This is a genomic window from Mangrovibacillus sp. Mu-81 (assembly GCF_036867415.1).
Lineage (GTDB): Bacteria > Bacillota > Bacilli > Bacillales > Bacillaceae_B > Rossellomorea.
Genome location: NZ_JBAJHU010000008.1, coordinates 37,652 through 63,396, shown reverse-complemented (window position 1 = coordinate 63,396; position 25,745 = coordinate 37,652). Strand labels below are relative to the sequence as shown.

General features: G+C 42.2%; 24 protein-coding genes. 4 read left to right on the top strand and 20 right to left on the bottom strand.

Annotated elements, in window-relative coordinates; genetic code table 11:
* Window positions 1-16 precede the first annotated feature (16 nt).
* Both V6B33_RS15760 and V6B33_RS15755 read right to left on the bottom strand, forming a co-directional pair.
* A complete protein-coding gene (locus tag V6B33_RS15760; protein ID WP_334218712.1) occupies window positions 17-2,281 on the bottom strand; it encodes a DEAD/DEAH box helicase in 2,265 nt (754 codons plus the stop codon).
* A gap of 82 nt (window positions 2,282-2,363) precedes the next feature.
* Window positions 2,364-3,152, bottom strand: coding sequence for an alpha/beta fold hydrolase (locus V6B33_RS15755; RefSeq protein WP_334218711.1), 789 nt, complete (start codon window positions 3,150-3,152; stop codon window positions 2,364-2,366).
* A 134-nt stretch (window positions 3,153-3,286) separates the two neighbouring features.
* On the opposite strand from V6B33_RS15755, the gene V6B33_RS15750 reads away from it, so the two are divergent.
* Window positions 3,287-3,754 (top strand): Hsp20/alpha crystallin family protein, encoded by a 468-nt coding sequence (locus tag V6B33_RS15750; RefSeq protein WP_334218710.1) that lies wholly within the window; start codon window positions 3,287-3,289, stop codon window positions 3,752-3,754.
* A 72-nt stretch (window positions 3,755-3,826) separates the two neighbouring features.
* Here the strand turns inward: V6B33_RS15750 and V6B33_RS15745 are convergent, their stop codons facing one another.
* Window positions 3,827-4,288 carry a YppG family protein gene (locus V6B33_RS15745; protein WP_334218709.1) on the bottom strand — a complete coding sequence of 154 codons (462 nt, stop codon included), beginning with the start codon at window positions 4,286-4,288 and terminating at the stop codon, window positions 3,827-3,829.
* A gap of 203 nt (window positions 4,289-4,491) precedes the next feature.
* On the opposite strand from V6B33_RS15745, the gene yppF reads away from it, so the two are divergent.
* The gene (yppF, locus tag V6B33_RS15740; RefSeq protein ID WP_334218708.1) at window positions 4,492-4,674 is read left to right on the top strand and encodes a YppF family protein; all 183 of its coding nucleotides are present in this window, start codon (window positions 4,492-4,494) and stop codon (window positions 4,672-4,674) included.
* 37 nt (window positions 4,675-4,711) lie between these two features.
* Here the strand turns inward: yppF and V6B33_RS15735 are convergent, their stop codons facing one another.
* The 3 genes from V6B33_RS15735 to V6B33_RS15725 form a co-directional block, all read right to left on the bottom strand.
* On the bottom strand, window positions 4,712-5,065 hold the full coding sequence (locus V6B33_RS15735; protein WP_334218707.1) for a YppE family protein: 354 nt from the start codon (window positions 5,063-5,065) through the stop codon (window positions 4,712-4,714).
* A gap of 69 nt (window positions 5,066-5,134) precedes the next feature.
* Entirely contained in the window at window positions 5,135-5,380 is a 246-nt protein-coding gene (locus V6B33_RS15730) for a hypothetical protein (RefSeq protein WP_334218706.1), read from the bottom strand.
* Window positions 5,381-5,731: 351 nt separating this feature from the next.
* On the bottom strand, window positions 5,732-6,739 hold the full coding sequence (locus tag V6B33_RS15725; RefSeq protein ID WP_334218705.1) for a DUF2515 family protein: 1,008 nt from the start codon (window positions 6,737-6,739) through the stop codon (window positions 5,732-5,734).
* A 108-nt stretch (window positions 6,740-6,847) separates the two neighbouring features.
* On the opposite strand from V6B33_RS15725, the gene recU reads away from it, so the two are divergent.
* Together recU and V6B33_RS15715 are read left to right on the top strand one after the other, a co-directional pair.
* Window positions 6,848-7,450, top strand: coding sequence for a Holliday junction resolvase RecU (gene recU / locus V6B33_RS15720; RefSeq protein ID WP_334218704.1), 603 nt, complete (start codon window positions 6,848-6,850; stop codon window positions 7,448-7,450).
* A 103-nt stretch (window positions 7,451-7,553) separates the two neighbouring features.
* A complete protein-coding gene (locus V6B33_RS15715) occupies window positions 7,554-10,274 on the top strand; it encodes a transglycosylase domain-containing protein (protein ID WP_334218703.1) in 2,721 nt (906 codons plus the stop codon).
* A 750-nt stretch (window positions 10,275-11,024) separates the two neighbouring features.
* Here the strand turns inward: V6B33_RS15715 and V6B33_RS15710 are convergent.
* The 14 genes from V6B33_RS15710 to V6B33_RS15645 all read right to left on the bottom strand — a co-directional run bounded on the left by V6B33_RS15710 (window position 11,025) and on the right by V6B33_RS15645 (window position 25,726).
* A complete protein-coding gene (locus V6B33_RS15710; protein WP_334218702.1) occupies window positions 11,025-11,546 on the bottom strand; it encodes a YpoC family protein in 522 nt (173 codons plus the stop codon).
* On the bottom strand, window positions 11,543-12,199 hold the full coding sequence (gene nth / locus V6B33_RS15705) for an endonuclease III (RefSeq protein ID WP_334218701.1): 657 nt from the start codon (window positions 12,197-12,199) through the stop codon (window positions 11,543-11,545). The genes V6B33_RS15710 and nth overlap by 4 nt, the downstream gene beginning before the upstream one ends.
* Before the next feature lie 90 nt (window positions 12,200-12,289).
* A complete protein-coding gene (locus tag V6B33_RS15700) occupies window positions 12,290-12,997 on the bottom strand; it encodes a DnaD domain-containing protein (protein ID WP_334218700.1) in 708 nt (235 codons plus the stop codon).
* A gap of 272 nt (window positions 12,998-13,269) precedes the next feature.
* A complete protein-coding gene (asnS, locus tag V6B33_RS15695) occupies window positions 13,270-14,562 on the bottom strand; it encodes an asparagine--tRNA ligase (protein WP_334218699.1) in 1,293 nt (430 codons plus the stop codon).
* Window positions 14,563-14,712: 150 nt separating this feature from the next.
* Window positions 14,713-15,903: a pyridoxal phosphate-dependent aminotransferase gene (locus tag V6B33_RS15690; RefSeq protein WP_334218698.1), complete on the bottom strand. Its 1,191-nt coding sequence runs from the start codon at window positions 15,901-15,903 to the stop codon at window positions 14,713-14,715.
* 21 nt (window positions 15,904-15,924) lie between these two features.
* On the bottom strand, window positions 15,925-16,401 hold the full coding sequence (locus tag V6B33_RS15685; protein WP_334218697.1) for a cell wall elongation regulator TseB-like domain-containing protein: 477 nt from the start codon (window positions 16,399-16,401) through the stop codon (window positions 15,925-15,927).
* A gap of 12 nt (window positions 16,402-16,413) precedes the next feature.
* Window positions 16,414-16,584, bottom strand: coding sequence for a YpmA family protein (locus tag V6B33_RS15680; RefSeq protein ID WP_334218824.1), 171 nt, complete (start codon window positions 16,582-16,584; stop codon window positions 16,414-16,416).
* A 190-nt stretch (window positions 16,585-16,774) separates the two neighbouring features.
* A complete protein-coding gene (locus V6B33_RS15675; RefSeq protein ID WP_334218696.1) occupies window positions 16,775-17,602 on the bottom strand; it encodes a hypothetical protein in 828 nt (275 codons plus the stop codon).
* A 154-nt stretch (window positions 17,603-17,756) separates the two neighbouring features.
* On the bottom strand, window positions 17,757-20,552 hold the full coding sequence (gene dinG, locus V6B33_RS15670; protein ID WP_334218695.1) for an ATP-dependent DNA helicase DinG: 2,796 nt from the start codon (window positions 20,550-20,552) through the stop codon (window positions 17,757-17,759).
* A gap of 561 nt (window positions 20,553-21,113) precedes the next feature.
* Window positions 21,114-21,497 carry an aspartate 1-decarboxylase gene (panD, locus tag V6B33_RS15665; RefSeq protein ID WP_334218694.1) on the bottom strand — a complete coding sequence of 128 codons (384 nt, stop codon included), beginning with the start codon at window positions 21,495-21,497 and terminating at the stop codon, window positions 21,114-21,116.
* Window positions 21,490-22,359 carry a pantoate--beta-alanine ligase gene (gene panC, locus V6B33_RS15660; RefSeq protein WP_334218693.1) on the bottom strand — a complete coding sequence of 290 codons (870 nt, stop codon included), beginning with the start codon at window positions 22,357-22,359 and terminating at the stop codon, window positions 21,490-21,492. The genes panD and panC overlap by 8 nt, the downstream gene beginning before the upstream one ends.
* Window positions 22,356-23,195 carry a 3-methyl-2-oxobutanoate hydroxymethyltransferase gene (gene panB, locus V6B33_RS15655; protein WP_334218692.1) on the bottom strand — a complete coding sequence of 280 codons (840 nt, stop codon included), beginning with the start codon at window positions 23,193-23,195 and terminating at the stop codon, window positions 22,356-22,358. The genes panC and panB overlap by 4 nt, the downstream gene beginning before the upstream one ends.
* Before the next feature lie 372 nt (window positions 23,196-23,567).
* A complete protein-coding gene (locus V6B33_RS15650; protein ID WP_334218691.1) occupies window positions 23,568-24,548 on the bottom strand; it encodes a biotin--[acetyl-CoA-carboxylase] ligase in 981 nt (326 codons plus the stop codon).
* Window positions 24,524-25,726: a CCA tRNA nucleotidyltransferase gene (locus V6B33_RS15645; RefSeq protein ID WP_334218690.1), complete on the bottom strand. Its 1,203-nt coding sequence runs from the start codon at window positions 25,724-25,726 to the stop codon at window positions 24,524-24,526. The genes V6B33_RS15650 and V6B33_RS15645 overlap by 25 nt, the downstream gene beginning before the upstream one ends.
* Window positions 25,727-25,745 lie beyond the last annotated feature (19 nt).

The window sequence follows — 25,745 nt, the reverse complement described above, 5'->3', positions numbered from 1 at the left end:
TCCCTCCTCCCTTCCTCTAGTGGATGAATAAATCGAGCAGTTTCAGCGTATCACTTTTTGCCGTTTTCATGGAATATTCTGTGCCAATGCATGATGGACAGCCTGATTGACATGGACAGATTTCAATGAGGCTTCTTGCTTCAGAAAGAATCTGTTCAATTTTCTCATATACTTTTTCGCTTAAGCCGATGCCGCCCGGATATCTGTCATAAATAAATACCGTCGGTTTATCATTGTGTGCGGCTTTCACCTGAGGGACGACGAAGATATCACTCGGATCGCACATTACATAGAGCGGAATGATGGATTTTAAGCTTTGAGCAGCCCCGATCAACCCTTCTTCCAACCGTTGCTGTGTGAAAGCTGAACTGTCGCTCAGGGAAATCCAGCTGGAGTTGGTATGAAGTTCTTCCTCTGGTAAATGGATTGGTCCAGATCCGATATTTTCATGCGTATCGAACTTTATTTTCTTGAATATCGTTGCCATCGCCTGTACAGTGACATCACCATAAGCGATTTCGCAGGAGCCGGTATCTCTTTGTTTATCCGTTTCCAATACCCGCAGCTGTACGGCCAGGTTGGCATCTGTAAAGTAATCGACATCCACTTCCCTGACAAATGCCTTCTTTTCTTCCCAATCCAGTTTTTCCACCTGATATTGAATGCCCTGATGCAAATAAATGGCTTCATCATGGAGAAGTGTCATGGCAGAGAAGCGATCCATTTCCCCGATTACTTTCACCGCTGCACAATCTGTTTGATCGATAATGATCACATTTTCCTGTGAAGCTGAACGAAGGCTTATGTTGTGAGCAGGGAATACGTCATTCATCCAATACCACTTATCCCCGTTCTTATGAAGAAGCTTCTCCTCGGCCAGAAATTCAAGGATGTCTTCCACATCATGTGACCCGAATCGCTCTCCATCCTTAAAAGGAAGCTCATAAGCTGCACACTTAAGGTGATCGATCAGGATGATTAAGTTATCAGGATTGATCCTTGCTGTTTCAGGGGACTGTCCGAAGAAATAATCGGGATGATCGATGATGAATTGGTCGAGCGGACTGGAGCTTGCCACCATGATCACCAGTGATTCACCATGTCTTCTCCCCGCTCTTCCCGCCTGCTGCCATGCACTTGCAATCGTTCCCGGATAACCCGTCATGATACATACCTGCAACTGCCCGATATCCACCCCGAGTTCAAGTGCATTCGTGCTGACTACGCCATAAATATCGCCGGAACGCAGCCCTTTCTCTATTTCCCTTCTCTGAGTAGGCAGGTAACCGCCTCTATATCCCTGAATCGATTTCGCTCCTAAATGTCCCTTTACCAACTCCTGTAAATAGGTGAGGATGATTTCCACCCTGACCCTGCTGCGAGCGAATACGATCGTCTGTATTTTATTCTTCAGAAGTTCACCGGCAATCCTGCGCACTTCCAGGGTTGCACTTCTCCGTATATTCAAGGGTTTGTTTACGATCGGTGGATTATAGAAAACAAAATGTTTCTTTGCACTGGGTGCACCATTCTTATCGATAAGCTCCATTTCAGATCCGGTAAGATGTTCAGCCAGTTCTTTAGGATTGGCGATCGTTGCAGATGTACAGATGAAAACAGGCGAAGCCCCGTAGAACTCGCATATCCGTTTCAGCCTTCTGATCACATTGCTCACATGGGAACCAAATACCCCTCTGTAGATATGCAGTTCATCGATGATCACATATTTAAGGTTTTCAAATAGTGAAACCCACTTTGTATGATGAGGAAGAATGGCTGAATGAAGCATATCCGGATTGGTGATCACGATATGTCCCGCTTTTCTGACCTTTTGCCTGATGTTGGCCGATGTGTCGCCGTCGTATGTATAGCTATTGATGGAAGCACCCGCGTCGGAGATGATTTCGTTCAGTTCGCTCTTCTGATCCTGGGCAAGGGCTTTTGTCGGAAAGATATATAGTGCTCTTGCGTTTTGATCTTCCATGACCGTTTGCAAAACAGGAAGGTTATAACATAATGTTTTACCTGATGCTGTCGGGGTCACCGCCGTAAAACTCTTTCCCTTTAATGCCAGCTTAAATGCATCATGCTGATGGGTGTAGAGCTTGTCGATTCCTCTGCCATTCAAAGCATTTTTAATTCTTGTGTCAACCTCTTCGGGGATATCCACAAGCTTTGCAGGCTTTTCATCTATAGTATGCCAGTGTATGATTTGTTTATTGAATTGGTCGTCTTTTTTGAAATGTTCTATAATTTCTTGAAGGTTGTTTTTTCTAAACATCTTCTTCACCTCTAAGACCATTTTATCGAATCTATGTTCGAATGTAAAAATAAAAAAATCCGGCTGCGCCGGATTTTTTTATTCATTGTTTTTTATTTATAAATTCTTTTAGTGTATAGGCAAGCTTTTCCGGTTCTTCAAGCAAACTCATATGTCCTGACTCTGACAGCACTCTGGTATGAGTATGGGCTGCTTCGTGGAAGACGTTTTCTTTCGGGATGATCTGGTCATGTTCACCTGCTATAAGGAGGACTGGTGTATTACTGTTCTGTATTACATGTGAACGGTCTTTTCTGTTTCTCATGGCCTTAAGGGTTTCAACGGCTCCCACCGGGCTTGTTTCGTTCCCGATCTCTTTGGCCAGTCTGATTTCACTTGCCAGTTCCTTCATTTTATGAGGATTGAACAACTTTGGCACGAGTTCATCCACAAAGGCATTCATCCCCTTTTCTTTGATCACTTCAATCGATTTCAACCGTTTTTCCTTTGCCACCTCATTGTCGGGCAGAGCAGTTGAATGAATAAGACCGAATCCTTTTAATTTTTCCCCATAAAGATCCGCAACAGCCAGGGTCACATACCCGCCCAAAGAGTGGCCGAATATATAAACATTATCCAATTGCTTCTGATCCATGAAATAATGTATATCCTTCGCCATATCTTCTATGCTGAATGGGGAATCGTTCATTCCCGATTCTCCATGACCTCTTAGGTCGATTGTGATGACGCGCGATGAATCCAGTAAAGGAACGACCTCCTGCCAATAGGCGGAACTTCCGCAAAAACCATGAAGAAGTATGACAATATCTTCCCCTTCGCCGCGATCTTGAAAAGCTAAATCAAATTCTCCTACATGCTGCTTTTCCATCATCTTTTCCCCCTTTACTGATATTGCTTATATGTTTCCTCCCTGACATTTTTTTAAACAATGATAGATAGGCACATATACTTGATGAGTTCATACATTAATTATGAAAAGATCTGTCTCGAAAGGAGATACCATCCATGCCAAAACAATTTTCAGATGATTCTTCAAAGAAAAAAGGGGGATTTGGGGACCTGATGCACTCAATGAATGAGTTTTTTCATGAAAAACCGATGAAGGGGATGCTTCAGAGTATTGATGATTTTTTCACCTCCTCCTCCAATCCATTCAATTCCTTCCCCGTTGATTTGAAGGAAAACGATGAATATTACCTGATAACCGCTGAACTTCCGGGGGTGAAGAAAGAACAAATCAACCTGGAGGTATTCCCTAATTTTGTCACGATCACAATTACGAATATGGAGCTCTATTCCGAAGAAAACGAAAAGAGACAAGTAATCAGGAAGAAACAATCCATGAACAGGAGCAGCAGGACTATCCCGTTTCCATTTGTGGTGAATGAAAAAGATGTGAAAGCTTCATATAAAGACGGTTTGCTCCAAATAAAAGTGGAGAAACAAACCGGCAGAAAAATCAGCATTGAATGATGCCAAATGGACTTAAAGTAATTTAACTGGCCGAACATGAAAAAGAGCAGCTGGGCCCAGCTGCTCTTTTCCCTATAGCTTAAACATTCCTCCCAGACCTTTTACAAGTGAAGACACTTGATTCACTGTACCCATCATTTGTCCTGCCGTATTCATCACTTTGTTGAAGTCGAATGAACCATCCTGGGATTTGAAGGAGTTCATGATGGTACCCATTCCAGAATTTGATTTTTTTGCCATAAATGATGCTTTGGGATATGGGTTTGCGTAGGACTGCTGTTGCATTGACTTCAATTGATATGGGTTATATTCTTCGTGCTGAAGAGGATTTTCAAAATATGGATTCGTATAGCCTGTTTGATTTAGTTGACTGATCGGCCGAACAGGTTCAGGAGAATAATGGAAAGGAGGAAAATGATGTCCTTCCCCGTGCTCTTGAAAGTTCCCCATTTGACTCATATTGTGACCGGCCTGATTGGGATACGGATAAGGATAATAATTCGGATAGCGATTAGGAAAACGGTGTGAATTCATACTATGCCCCCTTACTTTATAACAGTTACTACACAATATGAAACGATGGGCAATATGGTGAAAGAAGCTATAAAGCATTTTCGACAAACTCACAAAAAATGTCGGAAGTTACACTATTCTAACAACTTCATGAAAAGGCTTTATATGATAGGATGATTGGTAGAAGGCTTCTTACCTTGAAATCAAATTCGGGAGGAATGGGAATGAACTTTAGTGAATTGTTAAAAATGTATGAGCATCAGAAACAGCACCAGACAAGCGATGGGCACGAGCTTCTTACGTTGACAAAAAAACTCTATATTTCAAATGAAATTTCTCTGCAAAACTATAAAGAACTTGTAAGACAAATAAATCGACTCGGCAACGGTGCCGTTCCGACACTCTAAATGAATAAAAAAGGGCTCCCCTGGGGAAGCCCTTCTTTTATTCATTCAGTTCGTCAATGAGTGTCTGCAATACGTAATGAACGGATTGATGATGGCTGACAAAGCGGTTATAGCTCGATTCGGGAAAGAAGCAGTGTACAGAAAGCATTTCAATATTATCATACGTATTCATGATCTGTGGAAAGTGAAGATGCTTGGGGCGTTCTGCCCTGATCCATTCAAGACAAAGCTCTTTCCACTGATCATTTACGTTTTTAACTCGATCGGCGAAAGGTTTGACCTCGTTATAGAAATCTCCTTTTTCTTTCGTCCCGCGTCTTTCTTTATATTCATTCATCATTTGATCCACTGAGGCAAGAAGCTCTGCGGTTACATGTTTAAGTTGTTCCAAGAAAAAACCTCCAACGGTAGGTAAGTCAAAAATAAAAAGTAGCATAATATGCTACTTATATAAATAAGTTTATGATGTCTTATAAGATAATTCAAGCTTCTGCCTTACAAATGAATGATCTCTTCTATTTATGATGACATCTGACCTGCTTTCGACTGCAGAAAGTTTTCCTTCAAGCTCTTTGATCCTTCCTGCCAGTTTCGATCCCTCCATCTTTCCCTCCATTGAAATTCGATCATACACACTCTGCTCAAGCTGATTTAAACTTTCTTCAATTTCGGCTAGTTTTAGCATAATATCTTGTTTTGGAAGCATGTTTCTTCCCCCCGGTTTTTTGGATTTAATAAGGTATTCTCCCTCATAACCCCTTTACCTGCCTTACTGACAAAACTAGAAGGGTTTCGTCAAAGAAAGTGTCTTTAGGACAACCGCCCTGTTATTTTTCGACAGCTGCTGAATAAATCATGTCAAAGCTCAAATAATAGGAACGGAGGTGTTCACATGAAAACACATAAAAACAAGAACTCTAAACAATCAGCTGAATCAAACCAGCATCAGACAAAAGCATCGAAAGGCAACCCAAAGCTTGAAGGTGAAAATAGACCGTCCACTTAAATCAACACTTTTTAAACTAAAGAACTGTCCGCGGTAAGTGCGGGCAGTTCTTTAGTTATTCACCATGACCAGTGACTTTAGCCAAGCTGCTTTCTTCAACTGTTTCTGTTTATGCGAGAACCATTTAGCCATGCACGGATCCTTAGGCATGATCGGCTTCTCATACCAGTCACTTTCTACAGTTGTATAAGAGGACCAGTCACTCTCCATGTCCCAATGATGATTCACTTTTTTGTAAACACTCGAAAGCGGCGGCGTATGTGTCCTCACCATAGAAGGGTCGCAATAATATTCATAATCACTCCTGGAACCTGTAGGTGTCACCTTCATGGCAAACTCACGAAACGATGAATGGTGATCTCTATGAAATAATAATTGAAATAGTATTTTCCCCAATCTGATACGCTCATTCAATTTCCTGAAGTCGTGAACACTCGCCCCGATGAGTTTACCTTTGACTGTGGGGAAAACCACTGAACAAAAATGAAGATGATCCTCAATAAAGAACAAACCTGAACGGAATACCTTCTTTTTATAAACAGGGTGTTCAATGACAGGGCGCTGTATAAGATTCTGCTCATTTATTATCAATGATTGCACAAGCCTCTCTTCATTTCTGTCTGCCCAGAATTTCTCCCATTCATTCTGCATGAATGAAGAAACATGAAAATCCTTCAGCAAGTGAAACATATTCTCCTTAAATAACGTCGAATAATGATAGATGAGGAGCTGCGGATAAGCGTCCTGGAAAATGGACCAATTTGCCCTTTCATACGTCATAAAAAGGTTCTTCCTCGTTTCATCTGGCAGCAGGATTTTAAAAGTATCACTCTCCAAATCCGTCATGTTCCAGCCTGCATTGCGTGATACCATCGATGCCAGAAACGTCCATTTGATTTCAGGATGGAGAATATAAAATTTTTGATAAGCAATTGTTCTTGTAATATTATCTTGATTGTGCCGAAGTATGAGGCATCGGATCGTATCAATCAAATCACTACTGCGTTTAATATCAGAAATATAGGGTATTAAGCGATAAGCGTCATCGAATTCATCCATGTTTTCCTCTTCTCCTTTAGTCATATCTTAAGGAATTTGTAATGAATTATTCACACAAATTGGAGTGGTTTCTGTTATGATATAGTTTAGTCTGCGAGGTGTATTACCATGAAATTCCATTACCCGAATGGGAAAAAGTATATGGAAACGAAATCCCTTCCTAAAAAAACCCGCGTCAAACAAGTCTCCTACAGTAACCGCGGGATGACATTGGAGGAGGATATCAATGAAACCAATGAGTATTATCTTGCCCATAAAACTGCCGTTATCCATAAAAAGCCAACTCCAGTCCAAATCGTGGATGTTCATTATCCAACACGAAGTGCAGCCGTGATTAAGGAAGCCTACTTCAAGCAGCCTTCCACTACAGACTATAACGGGGTATATAAAAGCAGGTATATAGATTTTGAAGCAAAGGAAACAAAGAACAAGACATCCTTTCCCCTTCAAAATTTTCATGAACATCAAATTAACCATATGGAAAGTGTTTTTATACAGGACGGCATCACCTTCGTATTGCTTCGGTTCTCGCTTTCAGAAGAAGTCTATTTACTTCCTTTCAAAGCTTTGAAAATTTATTGGAACCGGATGGTAGACGGGGGAAGAAAATCTATCAGGAAAAATGAAATTGTAGAAGCGGGCTACAAGATCCCTTTAGGACTTCACCCCAGGGTGGATTATTTAAAAATAGTCCATCAGTTATATTTTTAGATAAACAAAAATGAGATACTCTAGAGTTTATCTCAATAGCAGTAGTAGAATTTAAAACTTAGACAATACTAAAAAGACAGAAGATTGAAAGCGAGGAAACAATATGGCTGGTCAATATAAGTCACGGGAAGAAAAGCGTCTAGCCCAGCAAAAATCAAAAACGCCTAAGAATAAAAAGAGATCATTGTTAAAACGTGTCATCATTTCTTTATTCATTATAGGAATCATCGGGATGCTGGCAGGTGCAGGATTATTTGCCTATTATGCATCAAGTGCACCAAAGCTGGATGAAAAATTATTGAAAGATCCGATAGCATCAGAGATTTATGATATGAACGGCGAATTGATAACAACCGTCGGGAAAGAAAACAGGGAATATGCCAATTTCGATGAAATTCCCAAAGTTATGCAGGATGCTGTCCTTGCAACCGAGGATAATCGTTTCTATAAGCATAACGGAATTGACCTTATCCGTCTGGGCGGGGCCGTGATCGCTAATATTACAAGCGGGTTCGGTTCTGAAGGTGCATCCACCATCACTCAGCAGGTCATCAAAGGATCTTTCCTCAGCCCTGATAAAACGCTGAAAAGGAAAGCACAGGAAGCATGGCTGGCACTGAAACTTGAACAGGAATATACAAAAGAAGAAATCTTTGAAATGTATTTCAACAAGGTCTATATGTCGGCCGGCATCCATGGAATGGCGACTGCAGCAGACTATTACTACGGCAAGGAAATTAAGGACATAAAACTTCATGAAGCAGCCCTGATAGCGGGACTGCCGCAAAGTCCAAACAATTATAATCCGTTTAACCATCCTGAAAGTGCAGAAAAAAGACGAAATATCGTTCTTTCCCTGATGGCTCAACATGGAAAAATCACTGAAAAAGAAAAGGAACAAGCTCAAAAGATACCTATTACTGAAGGTTTAGTGTCAAAAGAAAAATTGGAAGCAGAAAACGGGAATAAATACCCTGCCTATGTAGATGCCGTTATCGATGAAGTTGAAAAAATGGGAGACTATAACCTATTCTCGGATGGATTGAAGGTCTATACTACATTGGATACAAACGCGCAGAAACGTGTTGAACAAATTCTGGCAGGAGAAGCCACCAGCTTCAATTATCCAGATCAGGAAGGCGGCATCATGCAGGCCGGTATCACCCTGATGGATACCCAAACCGGTGAAATCCGTGCCATCGGAGGCGGAAGAGACACCGAGGAAGAAGTTCAACGAGGATTTAACTATGCGATTGATACAAAACGCCAACCCGGTTCAACGATCAAGCCGCTGCTTGATTATGGGCCGGCTGTCGAGTACCTGAAATGGTCGACCTATCATATCTTGAAAGATGAACCATATAAATACACGGATGGTCCTGAAATAAACAACTATGATATGCAGCATAAAGGTGCGATCACAATGCGTGAAGCTTTATGGGACTCACGTAACGTCACTGCACTAAAAACGTTCCAGGAAGTCGGACCTGAAAAAGCAGAGGAATTCGTAAACAGGCTCGGGCTTGATTTCGACCACTATTACGAGTCTGCTTCCATTGGAGCCGTTTCACCGGGTATGAACTCTGTCCAAATGGCAGGTGCGTATGCCCCGTTTGGTAATGAAGGAATTTATAACAAACCGCATACAGTAAAAAAAGTGGTCCTTCGTGATGGTGAAACGGAAATTAAAAACGATAACAAACCTGAGCCTGCAATGAAGGAATACACCGCCTACATGATCTCAGATATGCTGAAGAGCGTCATCAATCATCCAAAAGGTACAGGTGCTTACGCGAAGGTACCAGGATTAGCGATGGCTGGGAAATCAGGTACGACAAATTATGACCAAAAAACAAGGGAAGCGAATGATATTCCTAAATCACACGCACCGGATTCATGGTTTGTCGGTTATACAACCAACTATACCGCAGCTGTATGGACCGGCTATGATCAACCAAACAAATTCTCATTAAGCCCATCAGACCGGCACATAGCCCAGTATATTGTCAAAGACTTAATGAGCTACGTACATGATGGCGTGGATACACCAGACTTCAAGAAACCCGGCAGCGTGGTCGAAGTTCAGGTTGAAGAAGGAAGCATCCCGGCAAAACTGCCGAGCGACTACACTCCTGATGATAAAATCATCACTGAATTATTTGTAAAAGGAACAGAACCTACAAAAGTATCAAAAGAGTTTGATAAACTTGATGCACCAAAAGGCCTGAAAGGAAAATTCAATAAAAAGGACAAAACGATCACCCTTGCATGGGACTATGATAAAAAGAAAAAAGACGGCGTTACATTCGAAGTTTCAGTATTGATCAATGGTGCTGATAAACAAACGCTCACTACAACGGATAAAAACGGCCTGAACGTAGAAAATATCACATCCACAGGAACATTCACCTTTGAAGTTGTTGCCATCAAAGGTGACCAGCGAAGCGATCCGGCCACTGTGAATGTGAACGTGAATGGCGGCGGCAATGAAGACGAAGAAGAAAACGAAAATGAACAGGAAAACGGTGATGGCCAGGGAAATGGAAACGGCCAAGGTAACGGAAATGGCCAAGGTAACGGAAATGGCCAAGGTAACGGAAACGGCCAAGGAGAAGGTGACGGCAACACCGGCGATGAAGAAGGAGATAATCCTCCAGCTGACGGTGAAGGCACCGGTACAGGAGAAGATGGTACCGGTGACGACACTGGCAATGAAGGTGAGTCTGGAGGCGGCACGGAAGATGGAACTGGTGACGGCGCCGGGGATGATTCCGGAGGCGACAGCGGCACTTCTCCTAATTCCCCAGGTTTATTTAATCAATAAGAAACAAAAATGAACGCAGCACGGGATCATCCTAAGTGGTTCTGTTTTGAAGTACAAAATATGAATTAACATTGCTTTTCTTATAGTAATTCTCACCAAAATTAAAAAGCAATTTGGAAAGAAAATCAAAAAGAAAAATGCTTGGAGACATATGCTCCAAGCATTTTTTTATCCCAAGATAAGCACTGGTCAGCGATTTTCAAATCTACAAGAATATCCAGAAAATAAGCTACTAAAATAAGGGGATAAACTCCTCTTATTGAGGAAATAGCACGAAAAACAGAGTGAATAAGGGAAAAAATTCCCCCTATTCACTCCAAAAGCATGAAAATGGACCAATTTACTTGCCTTAAAGGAAAAAGCTCCCCTTATATCCCCCGAACCTAGCCCTACTCTGCAGGATAAAGGAAAAACCTCCCCTTATTTAAACATTCAGAGTTTACTCACAATTAAGGATGAAAAAATGTCTGCTTCCTTTATCTGCCTCTAAAACTCACCCCCCCTGCTAGATTAATATCATTCGCAGCAAACCAATTGGTTTAACAATTAGCATGTGAATTTTCATGCTGACAAAAACTTATGACACCATGTTAAAAGGGGTTCTAAATTCAGGGCAGATTTACAGTATAATTTCAACCCCTATATATCAACAAAAAGAAGCAGTCTAATTCAGTTACGAATAGGACTGCTAATTGGTGTGCTAATTTTTTTTATTCGAAATCCGAACCCGTTAGGTTCATTCCGGCTGCCTTATTCTCTGGTCTTTTTCATGTTGTTGATTGCCCTGTCCTTTGCAATCTGCTTATGCAACTCCCGGAATAATTCCGTCAGCTGCACAAAGGAATGATAAAGATTTGGGTTCTGCCTGATGAAAAATAATCTCTCTTCGATATTCACCGGTTTCAGTGATAATTTCTCGCACTCAAGATGCCATTCTTGCAAAGAGACGGGCACTGAATTACTCCAGAACAACAGCATATACAATAAAGCAATCCCTTTCTTCATATGTTGCTGTACAGATTTATCACGGAATTTAAATTGTTCAATGATGATTACTTGTTCTTTATTCCAAATATCCATTACAAATTTAATCGATTTTTCCCTGTGAAGCCAAGGTGATTCCTCCGCCTCTTTCCCATTGTAATACAGCATTTCATACGCAAAGAAATGCGCTTCATCCATATGTCGTTCTGGACAGACAATCACTTCATTTTCTTCAAAGAAAAAAGGGTCAAACAGCTGTTGCGGAACTTGCAGACGAACGGCCGTCATATCTTTTCCTTCTTCTTCATTCTTTTCTGTCCTTCGCGGCACAAATCCAACAGCGGACATCTATCACATTGAGGGGACTGAGCTTTACAGTGGTATCTTCCAAAGAAAATCAGGCGATGATGGGTTTCAGACCATTCCTCCCGCGGAATCTTCCTCATTAATGTGTTTTCCACTTCCAGCACACTATCTTTCCATCTGCAAATTCCCAAGCGTTTACTTACCCTTTCAACATGGGTGTCCACAGCGAGCGCCGGTTCTCCAAAAGCTACCGACACCACGACATTTGCTGTCTTCCTTCCAACTCCCGGAAGTTTGACCAGTTCAGAATGTTCTTCGGGTACATCTCCCCCATGTTCATCTAAAAGAATCTTACTCAACTTCTGGATGTTCTTTGCTTTGTTTCGAAATAGACCGATGGAACGGATATCCTGTTGGAGTTCTTCCAGGGAAACATCTAAAAAGTCCTGTGGTGTTTTATACTTTTCAAATAAGCCCTTCGTTACTTTATTCACTAATGCATCTGTGCACTGAGCAGAAAGCAAAACTGCGATTACCAGTTCAAAAGGATTTTCATGGCGCAATTCACAGTGTGCATCTGGAAACATCTTTCTCATTTCATCCAGGCAGATCTGGACATGTTTTTTATTCAGCACTCTACATCTTCCCCTCACTCTGATTCATCATTTACAGTCTGCACTATCAAAGGGACTGTCCCTGGTCGGGGCAGTCCCTTTGCTTTATCGTTATTGCTCCAGCCAATTATAGAAAGGAACCGATTTTCTCATCGGTAAGTCAGCCTCATTGCGGGCAGGCGATTTTTGATGCGATCTGAACTTTTGACTTTGATTGCGTGCATCCTCTATCGTTTTCACGCCATTCTTCTTCCATTCAAACAAGATGCGGTCGATGTAACGGAAATTCAATTTTCCTGAAATAACCGCTTCACGCAGCGCAGCTTTGATGATCGTGGAATTATGTTCATCCTGATCCAGCCACATAGCCAGCGTTTCACACTCGAGCGGTGATAGGGGACGCCCGAATTCCTGCTCGAAAATTGAATAAATGTCGGCTTCTTCTTCCATTGATTTCTGCATCTTCTTCATCTTGGACTCTTGTATGACAAAGTCGGCAAGCTTTTCCCATAATGGGGCGAGGGAATACTTCTCAAATAATATCCCTTCGGGTGACGCCCCTTCTTCAATCGTCAAGAATTGGTGCTGCATCAGCTTCCTTAAGATGGAAGAACAATATTCAGGAGAGATACTCATATGTTCCGAAAGTTCTTCAGGAGTAGGAAAATAATTTCCTTTTTCGATCTGCCCAAAAATATGCAGCAGCAGGACAAATTCAGATTCATTTAGCCCCAGCGTATGATAATTCGTTAATAATAATTGCGGAATGTTAAGGGTCCCTTCTTCGATCCAGGACACCATCAATTGTTTATAATCCATATTCGGCACACCTCTCTTTAAGTATATCATGCTTATTATCTATGTCGATATGGATGTGTTTCAGAAGAATTATTTAACACTTTTTTCTTAGTCTTACTATATTGAATACCGTTGTTGATTTCCTGGAAGACTTCGCTTTTAAACAGGAGAACACGTCTCCAATCAACAGCTCGTGACAGTTCTGGTATATATAAGATGTTGAACATTTATAAATAAATATAAAAAGCTGACTTTGTGCTGCATTTCTGCAGTAAAGTCAGCTTGAATAATACTTATGGATATAAACGATTCAACAGACGCGGGAATGGGATTGTTTCTCTTACGTGTTCCACGCCACTGATCCATGCTACTGTTCTTTCAAGACCAAGGCCAAATCCTGAGTGAGGGACAGAACCATACTCTCTTAGTTCCAGATACCACTTATACGCATCTGACGCCAGCTCATGCTCTTCGATACGTTTTTTCATAAGTTCTGCGTCATGTATACGTTCAGATCCGCCGATGATTTCTCCATAACCTTCTGGAGCAATAAGATCCGCACACAACACTACATCATCACGGTGGGGATCCGGCTGCATGTAGAACGGCTTGAGTGATGTAGGATAATGGGTAATGAATACAGGCATGTCATATGTTTCAGCGATTGCTGTTTCATGAGGTGCACCAAAGTCATCTCCCCATTCGATATCCTCAAATCCTTTTTCATGAAGAAGCTTGACAGCATCATCATACGTGATTCTTGGGAATGGTGCTTTAATTTGTTCCAGTTTGGAAGTATCCCTTCCCAATCGTTCTAATTCAAGCTTACAGTTTTCAAGGACTGATTGAACGATGAATGATACGTATTGTTCCTGAACTTCCAAGTTATCTTTGAAGTCGTAAAAAGCCATTTCAGGTTCAATCATCCAGAATTCAATCAGATGACGGCGGGTTTTGGATTTTTCGGCTCTGAACGTGGGACCGAACGAGAAGACTTTTCCAAGCGCCATCGCTGCAGCTTCCATATACAATTGTCCGCTTTGAGAAAGATAGGCATCCTCATCAAAATATTTTGTGGCAAATAGTTCTGTCGTCCCTTCAGGTGCACTGCCTGTTAGAATAGGCGGGTCAACCTTGACGAACCCTTCTTGGTTAAAGAATTCATATGTGGCACGGATGATTTCATTTCGAACCTTCATCACAGCATGCTGCTTACGGGACCGCAGCCATAAATGACGGTGATCCATAAGAAATTCCGTACCATGTTCCTTAGGAGTGATTGGATAATCAACCGCTTCATGGATGACATCCACAGCCTTCACTTGTAATTCATAGCCAAAAGGTGAACGTGCATCTTCAGAGACTACACCGGTCACATACAAAGAGGTTTCCTGTGTAAGCGATTTTGCTTTTTGAAAGATTTCTTCTTCTACTTCACTCTTGACTACAACTCCCTGAATGAATCCTGTCCCATCCCGAAGCTGCAGAAACGCAATTTTACCACTTGAACGCTTATTAGCGAGCCAGGCACCAATCGTTACCTCTTCCCCAACAAACTTATTTACTTGAGCAATTGTTGTTTTCACGTTTTTATTCCCTCCAAAAAAAACTAAGACGCTGTATGTATCGTATTATATTATACATTTCGAGCCACCTTGCCGCAATAGATAGCATAAAACACCCATACGTCCAATGTAAAGGACAGACCGTCCCATACCGATCTGCCCGTCCTTTAGTTATTTACTTTTGCTTAAGACAAATTCATGTATTCTTTCGATTGCCTGTTCAATTTGCTCAAGACTTGTTGCATATGACAAGCGGATGTTATCTTCCGATCCGAATCCCGATCCGGGGATAACCGCCACTTTCGCATCCTCTAACAGGGCTTGAACAAAAATATCCACATTGTCATATCCGGTCAGGAGAGCTGCTTCCTTTACATTCGGGAACAAATAAAAAGCTCCTTGAGGCTTTAAACAATCAAATCCAGGAATATTGTTCAATTTCTCAAACACTATATTCAGCCGTTCCTCAAACGCTTTTCTCATTTCTTCCACAGGCTGTTGATCGCCCATATATGCTGCCACCGCACCGTACTGAGATGTGGTTGTAGGGTTGGAGGTTGAATGGCTGACAAGGTTGGTCATCGCCTTGATGATCGTATTATTTCCTGCTGCATAACCGATTCTCCACCCCGTCATGGAATGCGACTTTGATACACCATTGATAATGATCGTCTGTTCTTTGAGCTCATCAGAAAGTTCTGCGATGGACGTATGGACACTTCCATCATAAACGAGCTTTTCATAAATTTCATCGGATACAATCAGGATATCATTCTCCAGACAAACCTGCCCGATTGCCTTTAACTCCTCCGTCGAATAAATCATGCCAGTCGGATTGCTCGGGGAGTTTAAGATCAGGGCTCTTGTCTTTTCCGTAATGGAGTCAGCTAATTGTTCAGGTGTGATTTTGTATGAATTCACCTGCTTACCTTCTACAATGACGGGATTCCCGCCCGCGAGCTTAACCTGTTCCGGGTAACTTACCCAATATGGGGTCGGGATGATCACTTCATCCCCTTCATTCAACAATACTTGAAAGAGGGTGTATAGTGCATGTTTTGCTCCGCTTGTTACGATGATTTCTGAAGGTTTGTATATCAGATTTTGATCTCGCTTGAATTTATGGATGACAGCTTCTTTCAGTTGTGCAGTTCCTCCCGAAGGAGTATATTTTGTGTGTCCTTCCATTAATGATTCGTATGCAGCCTGGATGATATGCTGAGGGGTGTTGAAATCTGGTTCACCCGCTCCAAGTCCGATTACATCAATCCCCTGTGCTTTCATTTCTTTTGCTTTCGCTGTGATCGCCAAAGTTGTTGAAGGTGTTAATGCACTCACTCTGTTGGCTAAAGATAGGTTCATCGATGGGTTCCTCCTAATAGCTTATAAGTTTTCGATTTTCTTCCACCATTCCCCGTTGGAGAAAAGCAGATAAAAATAATTGAGATTTTTCTGATTGTCTAGGTAGGTAATTTCCCAAACCGGACCGACTGATTCATGGCCTAATCTCACTGATAATATCTCTTCGGGATTCTTTTCATCATTTAGTTTATTAATTGCCTGTTCTTTCGAAATGCCATCCGCCCATTGTTTGACGATAATTTCCCCTTTTTTTTCAGGAACGAAAGCAACCATTTTTTCGTTGTCGCCGTCTTTTCCGATAACCACTGTATAAGCATTGGCTCCATGGTAGATGTTTGCTTGATCTATTTCTTTAATAGGTGTCTCATCCAGCACACGTTTGGATGCCTTATCAATTTCTTCCTCTACCGGAGCTCTTGCGCTTTGATACAGAATGACAGAAGCCGTGCCGATCACAAGGATGGCAGCCGCTATGATAATGCTTATCCACTTTTTCATAATAGTTCCTCTTTATGTACGATAAATGGTCAGTACAGCCTGACTTTGATCTTCAGGATCCAAGGCTAAACCAAACATGTAATCATCTTTTTTTAATGTTCTATTCAAAGCATCCACTACTTTATATAATTCATCTGTATATGAAATTCGAACTGTGGAAAGAATTTCAATTTTGCTCTCCAATGCAGATTCCCCCTTCATCTTCTGTCCATCTCTATGGTGGATGGATGCTGTTTCACCCTTGTCTTCAAGAATCACTACACACATTATAACAACATTACACTTGCATATGGTAGACAGAAACTCAAAAAACTTTTTTCATTCTCTTCCTTTTCATATTATTAGGTTTACGGACGGATCAACCTTTCACTTTTTATGCATGATAGGCAACATCATATTGATCAAAGGTGATCACTTCATAATTACTTCTATTGAATTTTATCGAGATCAACCCATGCTGCCCCGTTAAGTAAAGGTCGATCCACGCTTCATTTATCGCTTCAAGCAAGTCCCCATTCAATAACTTTTCTTTCGACCGGTATAGCAATGCCGTCTGTGGATCAATATGTTTGATCAACGGGTCTGAGATGCACTCCGTCTTTGAATGAAGCGGGATTTTTACAATGTTAACATTTTTCAATGGTTTTGACATGAAAACATCTTCTGCATGCCTGGATTGAGAACTCAGCCATAGAAAACGATGTTGAAAAAAAGTAAGTGAGAAGTCCAGACCCTCCTGCTTTTCATTCCCTTCGTGGACCACTTCCATTGAAAGATCCCTTGATATAGGATATGTTTCACCTTCTGTCAGACTCTGCACACCTTTCAAAGTACCGGCGAGCTTACCTGAAAAAGAGGCACCCGTTATGATTTGTTTAATTGAATATCCCTTCCTGAGCTCCTTAATGGTATCTATGTATATTTCGGCTTTCTCCGTGAGGATGATCCCTTCGATTCTTTTGATATGCAGTTGATTCACGTAATAGATCAGCTCTTCAATCTGAGAAAGCGGTCCCGTGTTAATTAAATAATCCTTGCCGGCAGGCACATGAAGCACTGCAACCTCACCTTTCTTCAGAGGCAGAAAGCTGATGGCATATTCACTCTGTGATAAATTAAGGTCAACTTCAGGGACCTTGACCCCGAAACTGACCTGTCCAATCATACTGAATAATAACAACGTGCAGATTACGACTCTCATATTCCCATGCCCCCAGAATTCATCTACTCTTTATCATGTGTTAAAGTATGAAATTTAACCGGTGTCGCTTTGAGGTTACAGGCGTTCAATGGATAAAAAAACGAACCCGATGCTTTGCGATTAGTCGCATGAGCAGGTTCGTCTCTCAGATAATTCATAACCAATCTTCAATCCATGTGATCAAATCGGAAAGGTCTCCCTCTCTTACTTTCATTGCAGGAATCGATTGAATGAAAGCTTTGCCGTAACGGGTCGTCTTGATCCGCCGGTCATACACAATGACAATGCCCCGGTCACTGCTTCTTCTGATTAATCTTCCTACCCCTTGCTTAAACCTTATTATCGCTTCAGGAAGGGAATGACTGGAGAAGGGATTCCTTCCCTGTGCTTTAAGTATTTCAGATTTAGCCTGAGTGACGGGTTCGTCAGGAGGCGAGAAGGGCAATCTCACCAAAGCCAGACAAGACAGGTCTTCCCCTGGTATGTCCACGCCTTCCCAGAAACTGCTGGTACCGAATAGGATGGCTTTATCAAACCGCTGGAAATTCTTTGTCAATCTCGTCCTGCTTCCGGATGTGATCCCCTGAGCCATCAGGACATAATCTTCGAGCAGACCACTCTCTTTCATCAATTCATACGTTTTTCGCAGCATATCATATGAAGTGAATAATATAAGCATTCTTCCTTTAGTCGCTTGAGCGACACCGATCAAATGGGAACTTATTCCTTCTATATATTCCTCGTTCGAAACTTGCTGGATCTCCGGTACATCATTAGGGATGAATAAAGTCGCCGACTGGGCATAATCAAAAGGGGAAGAAAGCTGAAGCTGCTTGATCTCCTCTTTCTTTAAACCGATTTCGTTCAGGAAGTAACCGAATGAATCACTGACAGTCAACGTCGCCGAAGTAAGCACGACACTCTTCTTCTTTGCGAACAACTCCTCTTTCAGGTTTTGAGCGACTGCAACTGGCTGCGCCTGAATGATGAGACTATTTGGCAGCGAACGCGTATCTCCGTCAAGCCAAAGGACATAGTCCGTCATTTCCTTGAGGAAGACGGTTCTGAACTGCTGTTCCAGTTCTCCCCATTCAACCAGGAAACTGTGGAATTCCTCTACAAGTGCTTTTTCATTGTCTTTCAGTTTCAACTTTTTCGATTTTATCGTATCGAGGATCTCCTGAAACTGTTTATTGATTAATTTCATCCCCGAAATGACTCTTTCCATTGCCATCTGAACAGGCTGCCAGCTCCTGCTCATTTTCATCTCTTCCGATATCCTGTGTTGTATCTTCTGGGCACCTGTCCTCTTCTTGGCGTTCTTGAAAAACACATTGCCAAGAACCGTCATCGCTTCTTCCAGGTCGATATAAAATCTTTGCACATGGGAATCCAATTCAAACGAGTGGAGAGAGCCCTCGATATCGTACATATTCATAAGCCCATATAAACGGCCATAAAGCTGTTTTTGATCAAGAGTCCCCAACTGGGAGGTCGAGAACTTTATTGATAGATAGTCCAATACAATTCCCAAATGCTGCCTTGCCGATTTTTCAAGATGATGTGCTTCATCAATCACTAAATAATCATAGGATGGAATCAGATTCCCTTTGTTTATGATATCAGACAGCAGCATGGAATGATTAGTAATGATGAGGTCTGCAGCCTGGGCACGTTTTCTTGCATTCAGATAAAAATCCTTCGAAACCCATGGGTCCTTGCTGTGCGGGAGGTGCCATCCATCATGGCGCAGCCGGTTCCAGAACAATTGTCCGCCGGAAGTGAGGTTCAGCTCATCCACATCCCCCGTTTCAGTTCTTGTCAACCATACCAAGATTTGCATTTTCGTTAAGACGACATCATATTGGAAGTCCCCTTCACGCAGGGACTGCTCAAACTTAAATAGGTTTATGTAGTGGTTTTTTCCTTTTAACAGCACAGTCTGAAATGAGAAAGGACTTACCTTTTCAAGCAGCTTGATTTCTTTTTGCATCAATTGTTCCTGAAGCTGGGTGGTAAAGGTGCTGATCACCACGCGATCATCCCGCTGTTTCGCAAATTGGAGGGAAGGCAATAAATACCCCAATGATTTACCGACTCCAGTGCCCGCTTCGATTACGAGATGTCTGCCCTCCTGAAATGTTTCACTGACTTCATCGATCATCTGGATTTGCGCTTCCCTTTTTTCATAAGGGGAAAGATGCATTTCCAGGTTCGATAAGATATCAGGATCGATAGGATCTCCATCTGCAGCATAAGCTGTCTTACTATCACTTTTCTTTCGGAGTGCAATCCCCCTGTGGACTTCAAGTTCAAGCGGCAGATCTTCCACATGGCCTTGTTTCTGAGTGACGATTTCATTGAACAATAATGATAAGTCACTCTTCAGGTATTCCGAGAGGACCTGAAGTTTCTCCAGTGTCACGAGCGGGAGCAGCTCCAGCCTATGGATAAAGTGAAGCAGAAGCTCCGCAGTCACATAGGCATCACTATCTGCCTGGTGCGGTCTGACATGGCTCAGTGACAACGAATTAGAAAGCTCGGTCAGCTTAAAACTATCTGCTGAAGGCATCGTGATTTTAGCTAATTCGACTGTATCGAATGCAGGACCGTTAAATGTGTAATAGCCGGCTTCTTCCAGTTCAGCTTGTAAAAAAGAAAGGTCGAACGTCACATTGTGAGCGACGAATACCCCGTTTTCCAATAGTTCCAGGATTTTAGGGGCGATTTCATGGAAGGCAGGAGCCCCCTTGACCATCTCATCATTTATTCCCGTCAGTTCTTCAATGAAAGGCGGAATGGGCTTACCTGGAGAAACAAATGATGTAAATTGATCGACAATCTTGCCGTGCTCTATGATGACGGCTGAAATTTGTATTATTTTTTCTCCTCTTTTCGGAGAATTCCCTGTCGTTTCCAAGTCTACTACGATTAATTTGAATGGGTACATATCTTCTCACTGCCTTTATATAGATCCTTCAATAATTCAGTTATACATTATGATTTCTAAATTAGTGTACCATAATTCAAATTAGAAGGCAGATTCCCAGGTATACATTTGTAAAAAAGGACTAAATAGAAGCTGAGTCAAAACAAAAAAAACAACTTCCTAAAGACTAACATGACCAGTGTTGACTCTAAATACCGCTAATGATTTCCGTGCAAGGCTTCGCTTTCCGCGGGTAGCCCGTGAGCCTCCTTTAAATTCGAGGAGGAATTGTCCAGCTGCAGGGCTTAGAGGCACATGACATAAGTCAAATCGACCAAGAAGGCAAAGAACGCCTTCGTGGCCGATTCGCCTTATGCCACACGCCTATGAGCAAAGCCCTTCCGCTTTTCTGATAGGAGTCTTCGTCTTGCACTCCAATCAACCGCTGGAACAAGCTGAAACTAAATGGACATTTGAACAAAGCTAATAAAAACCCGAACTAGTTTGAATATCAGGATTCAAACTAGTTCGGGTTTTACTTAGACTAAAACACTTTTTTCCCCATACTGAAAAATATATTAGTCAGTATATCGTCGCTTCTGGTTCTGTTCCGAGCATTTCCATGATTTGATTGTGTTCGTTCATGATGGCCACTTTCGGGACATGCGTGCGCAACATGTCTTCGGCCACCATTTTATAAGAGATGATGATGACCACATCGCCTTTCTGGACGAGTCTTGCTGCGGCTCCATTCAAGCAAATGACACCGCTTCCTCTTTCTCCCGGTATGATATAAGTCTCGAGTCTTGCTCCATTGTTGTTATTGACGATTTGGACTTTTTCGTTGGCCATCATGTCCACCCGGTCAAGGATATCCTGATCGATTGTGATGCTTCCCACATAATCCAGGTTTGCTTCTGTAACCCGGGCTCTGTGTATTTTTCCGTTCATCATTGTTCTATACATGCTGATTCTCCTTTTTGTCCAATGAGATGATGATATTATCGATTAACCTTGCCTTTTGGAACTGAACGGCGATGGCCAGTATGATTTCACCGTCCCATTCGTGAATGGGCGTCAGTTCGGGGAAGGAATAGATTTCAACATATTCGACCCGGCCAGAAGTCTCATTATGAATGAAGTCTTTCATGCCCGAAATAATAGCTGAAGTGCTCACTTCGCCGGATTCGATCTTCTTCTTCGCTTCTATAAGACTTTCATATATGGCGGGAGCTTCGTTTCTCTCTTCTGAGGAAAGATAAACATTCCTTGAACTTCTGGCCAGTCCGTCCTCTTCTCTGACAGTCGGCACCCGTACAATTTCCACCGGAAAGAAATAATCCTCAACGAGTCCCTCTACAATAGCGATCTGTTGTGCATCTTTCAACCCGAAATAGGCTCTTCTCGGCTGCACAAGATGAAAAAGCTTAGTCAAAACAGTAACAACGCCGTCAAAATGACCTTCTCGCTTTTTTCCGCACAGAATATTTACCCGTTCTTTTACATTCATTTCAACCGATAAGATCCCCTTGTACATTTCGTCTGCATCCGGCATGAACAAAATATCAACATCCGCATTTTCCGCAAGCTTACGGTCGCGTGCAATGTTTCTCGGATATCGATTGAAATCTTCATTAGGTCCGAATTGTAATGGATTCACAAAAATACTCATGACGACGATCTCATTATTGTTCCTTGCTTCTTTTATAAGTGACAGGTGTCCTTCATGCAGATATCCCATAGTAGGGACAAATCCAATGGAGCAGCCAGATTGATTATGTTGATGCATTTCTTCACGGAGTGCAGTAAGTTTCGTTATGGTTTTCATTTTTTACTTCCTCCATAAAGCATCTGCAATTCTTCTTCCCGCATCGTAAAAGAGTGCTTATCTTCAGGAAATCTTCCGCTCTTAACATCTTCTATATAGCCGGTAAGGCTCGAGGTTATGGTCTCTGAGATATTACTATATTGTTTGACAAACTTCGGCACCCTGCCGACGCCGTAATTGACAAGGTCGTGGAAGACAAGTACTTGGCCGTCCACTTCGTTTCCTGCCCCGATTCCGATGACAGGGATGCTTAAAGCTTCCGCAATCTCTTTAGCCAATTGTTTAGGTACACACTCCAATACGATTGAGAATGCCCCTGCCTTTTCACATGCAATTGCATCATCAAGCAGCATTTGTGCTGCTTGCGCAGTTTTCCCTTGTACCTTGTATCCACCTAAAACACCTACAGATTGTGGAGTCAGACCTAAATGCGCCATCACAGGTATTCCGGCGGCGGTCATCGATTGAATGCGTTCGATCACCACACCCGCCCCTTCTACCTTTACAGCATGTGCACCGCTTTCCTGCATGATTCCAGCTGCTGTTTTTAACGTTTCTTCCCTTGATAGATGGTAGGTCATAAAAGGCATATCCGTGATGATAAACGTGTTGGGTGCACCTCTTTTGACCGCTTTTGTATGGTGAATCATGTCTTCCACAGTCACAGGTACAGTGGAATCGTAACCGAGCACCACCATGCCAAGTGAATCCCCTACCAGAATGAGCTCTACCCCAGCTTCTTCCGCTAGTTTGGCACTAGGGTAATCATAAGCCGTCAGCATCGTAATCTTCTCAGATTCCTCTTTCATTTTTAAAAAATCCGTTGTCTGTTTCATATTTTCCTCCTTCTTTACAGTCAGAGGAGACGAAACATCTATGAAAGCACTTTCTTTTCTGGTCATGTTCTGTTCCCGTCCCGTGCTGATTCCCCAGTAAGGAGAGAAATTTGTCCAGGCAAGCGACAGTATTGCTGACAGAACATGCCAATAAAAAAACCTCCTGAAAAAATGACAGAAGGATCCTAAGTGTCTAATATGAATGTTTCGACCCTCTGTCCCAGTCCAATATGGATCAAGGCAGATAATTTGGTATTCATCTTTTTTTGTACTACAGGGTGCAGTTCATTGGATACTGCCCAATTTGAATTATACCATAAAAAAAAGAGAGGGAATAAAGTTTAATCTTCATTCCTCTCCCGGGAGCAATTCTTATATATTCAATTCAATATCTGCGGAATAGATTTGATGAACGGTACCGTCATTGTCTTCTATTTTCAATACACCTTCAGGAGTTATCCCCAGTGCAGTGCCTTCAATTGTCCCATTGATTGTGCGGGCCCTTATTCTTTTTCCGATAGAAACGGCATAGCTTTCCCACAATAGTTTGATGGGAGTGAATCCCTCTTTCATATAGAGAATATAAAGTGATTCGATTCTTTCCAATACCGTCTGAACAAGTTCCGCCCTGGACAGCTGCTCTCCTTTTTCGATTGCAAGCGAAGTGGCAATTGATTGGATTTCATCGGGAAAGTGATCGGTGGTATGATTCACATTCATTCCTATCCCTATAATGATGGAATTGATTTTGTCCGATTCTGCCTGTAATTCAGTCAGGATCCCTGTCACTTTCTTTCCATTAATCAGGATATCATTGGGCCATTTGATTTGAGGTTGAAGATTCGTTGCTTCCTCGATAGCTTGTACAACCGCGACTGCTGTGATCAAGGTGAACTGCGGTGCTTTCTGAGGTGGCAGATGAGGTTTTAAAATCAGACTCATCCAAATCCCGCTGCCTGATGATGAATGCCATTCACGCATTAGCCTCCCTCTTCCTGCAGTCTGTTCATCCGCAATGACAAGAGTGCCTTCGACAGCCCCATTACCTGCTAAATCATGTGCAATCTTTTGTGTACTTGGAACAGATTCTTCATAGTGGATGACTTGCCCCAGAGTTGAAGTCTGTAATCCCAGGCGGATTTTGTTTTCGGTGACACTATCGGGTGTATGAATGATTCGATACCCTTTCTTCCTGACAGCTTCCAATACAAATCCTTCTTTGCGGAGCTCTTCTATATGTTTCCATATGGCCGTCCGGGAACACCCTGCAATATCCGCCAGCGCCTGGCCCGATAAAAATTCCCCATTTGACTCTGAAAAAGCCTGAATCAGTTTTTTTCTGATGGACTGCATGTTTCGATCCACCTCCTAATCATCTCATGTTCGTTCCTGACTTCTCCATGTAATATCGCCATTTCGATATTTCCAAGGACTTCTTTGATCCATGGTCCTCCCTTTCGTCCAGTCCATTGCATAAGATCCCTGCCGGTTACATTCAATTCTTCCCGGCTTTTGATTGGCAAAGATTCAAATTCATCTTTCAATTTCCCAATGGAAGAGGGTGAAATCGAGTGAAGGCAGTTATATACCTTTTCTACATTATTCGCTCTCTGTAAACCAGATTGATAGAGAAGTTCCTTCGTCCATCCTTCTTTTGTACGAATGGAAAGTATCTGTTTTTCTTTTGTTCGCTCTTTGATCATCTTTGAAGGCAGTTTCCACTCTTTTAAAAATTCTGCAGGTCTTTCTTCTATGCATGCTAATAAAAGCAGCCAAGTCTGATCTTTACTTAAACATTTCAATAAAGGAAAGTCCGCAATTTTTTCCATTGTATTTCTCTTGTCGGCAAGGCCAGGAAGTTGCTTGAATAGACATGATTGCAGAAGAAGATGTATGGCCAGATCCTTGTATTCCCCACCCATCATCTTCTCGAATTCCATCGTTTTTCGTTCTACTGCAATATGTGTCAGCAGGTTCTCGTTCAATTTTAATGCGTTCCGGGTGGCAGGTTCCATGTCAAAACCGAGTTGACTGACGAACCGGATGCCCCGCAGCATCCTTAAAGCATCCTCTGAAAAACGATCAGAGGGCGCCCCTACCGTTCTTATGATTCTCTGCTTTATATCCGCCTGACCCTGAAACGGATCATACATCACACCATCTGCATCCATTGCCAGACTGTTCATGGTGAAGTCCCGTCTCTTGAGATCCCCTTCTAAGGAACGGATGAATTCCACTTGATCGGGGCGCCTGAAATCACGATACTCTGATTCAGTCCTGAATGTGGTGATTTCATATTCGCCAAAGGGTTCGATTACCAATACGGTTCCATGTTGGATTCCGATATCGGCTGTACGGGGGAAAATGCTTTTTATTTCGTCCGGAAAAGCCGAGGTTGCTATATCCACATCATTGATGGGTCTTCCAAGAAGGTAATCTCTTACTGACCCTCCCACGAAATATGCCTGGAACCCTGCTTCTTCTATTCTTTTTATAAGTGGAATCGCTTCCTGGAAAATCGTTGGCAGCATTATATTTACATCCTCTCGA

Excerpts from the sequence above, each read along its gene's own strand:
- panB (WP_334218692.1), bottom strand. The coding sequence starts at position 23,195 with ATGAAACAGACAACGGATTTTTTAAAAATGAAAGAGGAATCTGAGAAG.
- recU (WP_334218704.1), top strand. The coding sequence starts at position 6,848 with ATGAAATTCCATTACCCGAATGGGAAAAAGTATATGGAAACGAAATCC.
- V6B33_RS15715 (WP_334218703.1), top strand. The coding sequence starts at position 7,554 with ATGGCTGGTCAATATAAGTCACGGGAAGAAAAGCGTCTAGCCCAGCAA.
- V6B33_RS15645 (WP_334218690.1), bottom strand. The coding sequence starts at position 25,726 with ATGCTGCCAACGATTTTCCAGGAAGCGATTCCACTTATAAAAAGAATA.
- yppF (WP_334218708.1), top strand. The coding sequence starts at position 4,492 with ATGAACTTTAGTGAATTGTTAAAAATGTATGAGCATCAGAAACAGCAC.
- V6B33_RS15755 (WP_334218711.1), bottom strand. The coding sequence starts at position 3,152 with ATGATGGAAAAGCAGCATGTAGGAGAATTTGATTTAGCTTTTCAAGAT.
- V6B33_RS15725 (WP_334218705.1), bottom strand. The coding sequence starts at position 6,739 with ATGGATGAATTCGATGACGCTTATCGCTTAATACCCTATATTTCTGAT.
- V6B33_RS15750 (WP_334218710.1), top strand. The coding sequence starts at position 3,287 with ATGCCAAAACAATTTTCAGATGATTCTTCAAAGAAAAAAGGGGGATTT.
- V6B33_RS15650 (WP_334218691.1), bottom strand. The coding sequence starts at position 24,548 with ATGCAGTCCATCAGAAAAAAACTGATTCAGGCTTTTTCAGAGTCAAAT.
- panD (WP_334218694.1), bottom strand. The coding sequence starts at position 21,497 with ATGTATAGAACAATGATGAACGGAAAAATACACAGAGCCCGGGTTACA.
- panC (WP_334218693.1), bottom strand. The coding sequence starts at position 22,359 with ATGAAAACCATAACGAAACTTACTGCACTCCGTGAAGAAATGCATCAA.
- V6B33_RS15675 (WP_334218696.1), bottom strand. The coding sequence starts at position 17,602 with ATGAGAGTCGTAATCTGCACGTTGTTATTATTCAGTATGATTGGACAG.
- V6B33_RS15760 (WP_334218712.1), bottom strand. The coding sequence starts at position 2,281 with ATGTTTAGAAAAAACAACCTTCAAGAAATTATAGAACATTTCAAAAAA.
- V6B33_RS15700 (WP_334218700.1), bottom strand. The coding sequence starts at position 12,997 with ATGGATTATAAACAATTGATGGTGTCCTGGATCGAAGAAGGGACCCTT.
- V6B33_RS15685 (WP_334218697.1), bottom strand. The coding sequence starts at position 16,401 with ATGAAAAAGTGGATAAGCATTATCATAGCGGCTGCCATCCTTGTGATC.
- V6B33_RS15710 (WP_334218702.1), bottom strand. The coding sequence starts at position 11,546 with ATGACGGCCGTTCGTCTGCAAGTTCCGCAACAGCTGTTTGACCCTTTT.
- V6B33_RS15730 (WP_334218706.1), bottom strand. The coding sequence starts at position 5,380 with ATGCTTCCAAAACAAGATATTATGCTAAAACTAGCCGAAATTGAAGAA.
- V6B33_RS15745 (WP_334218709.1), bottom strand. The coding sequence starts at position 4,288 with ATGAATTCACACCGTTTTCCTAATCGCTATCCGAATTATTATCCTTAT.
- V6B33_RS15690 (WP_334218698.1), bottom strand. The coding sequence starts at position 15,903 with ATGAACCTATCTTTAGCCAACAGAGTGAGTGCATTAACACCTTCAACA.
- dinG (WP_334218695.1), bottom strand. The coding sequence starts at position 20,552 with ATGTACCCATTCAAATTAATCGTAGTAGACTTGGAAACGACAGGGAAT.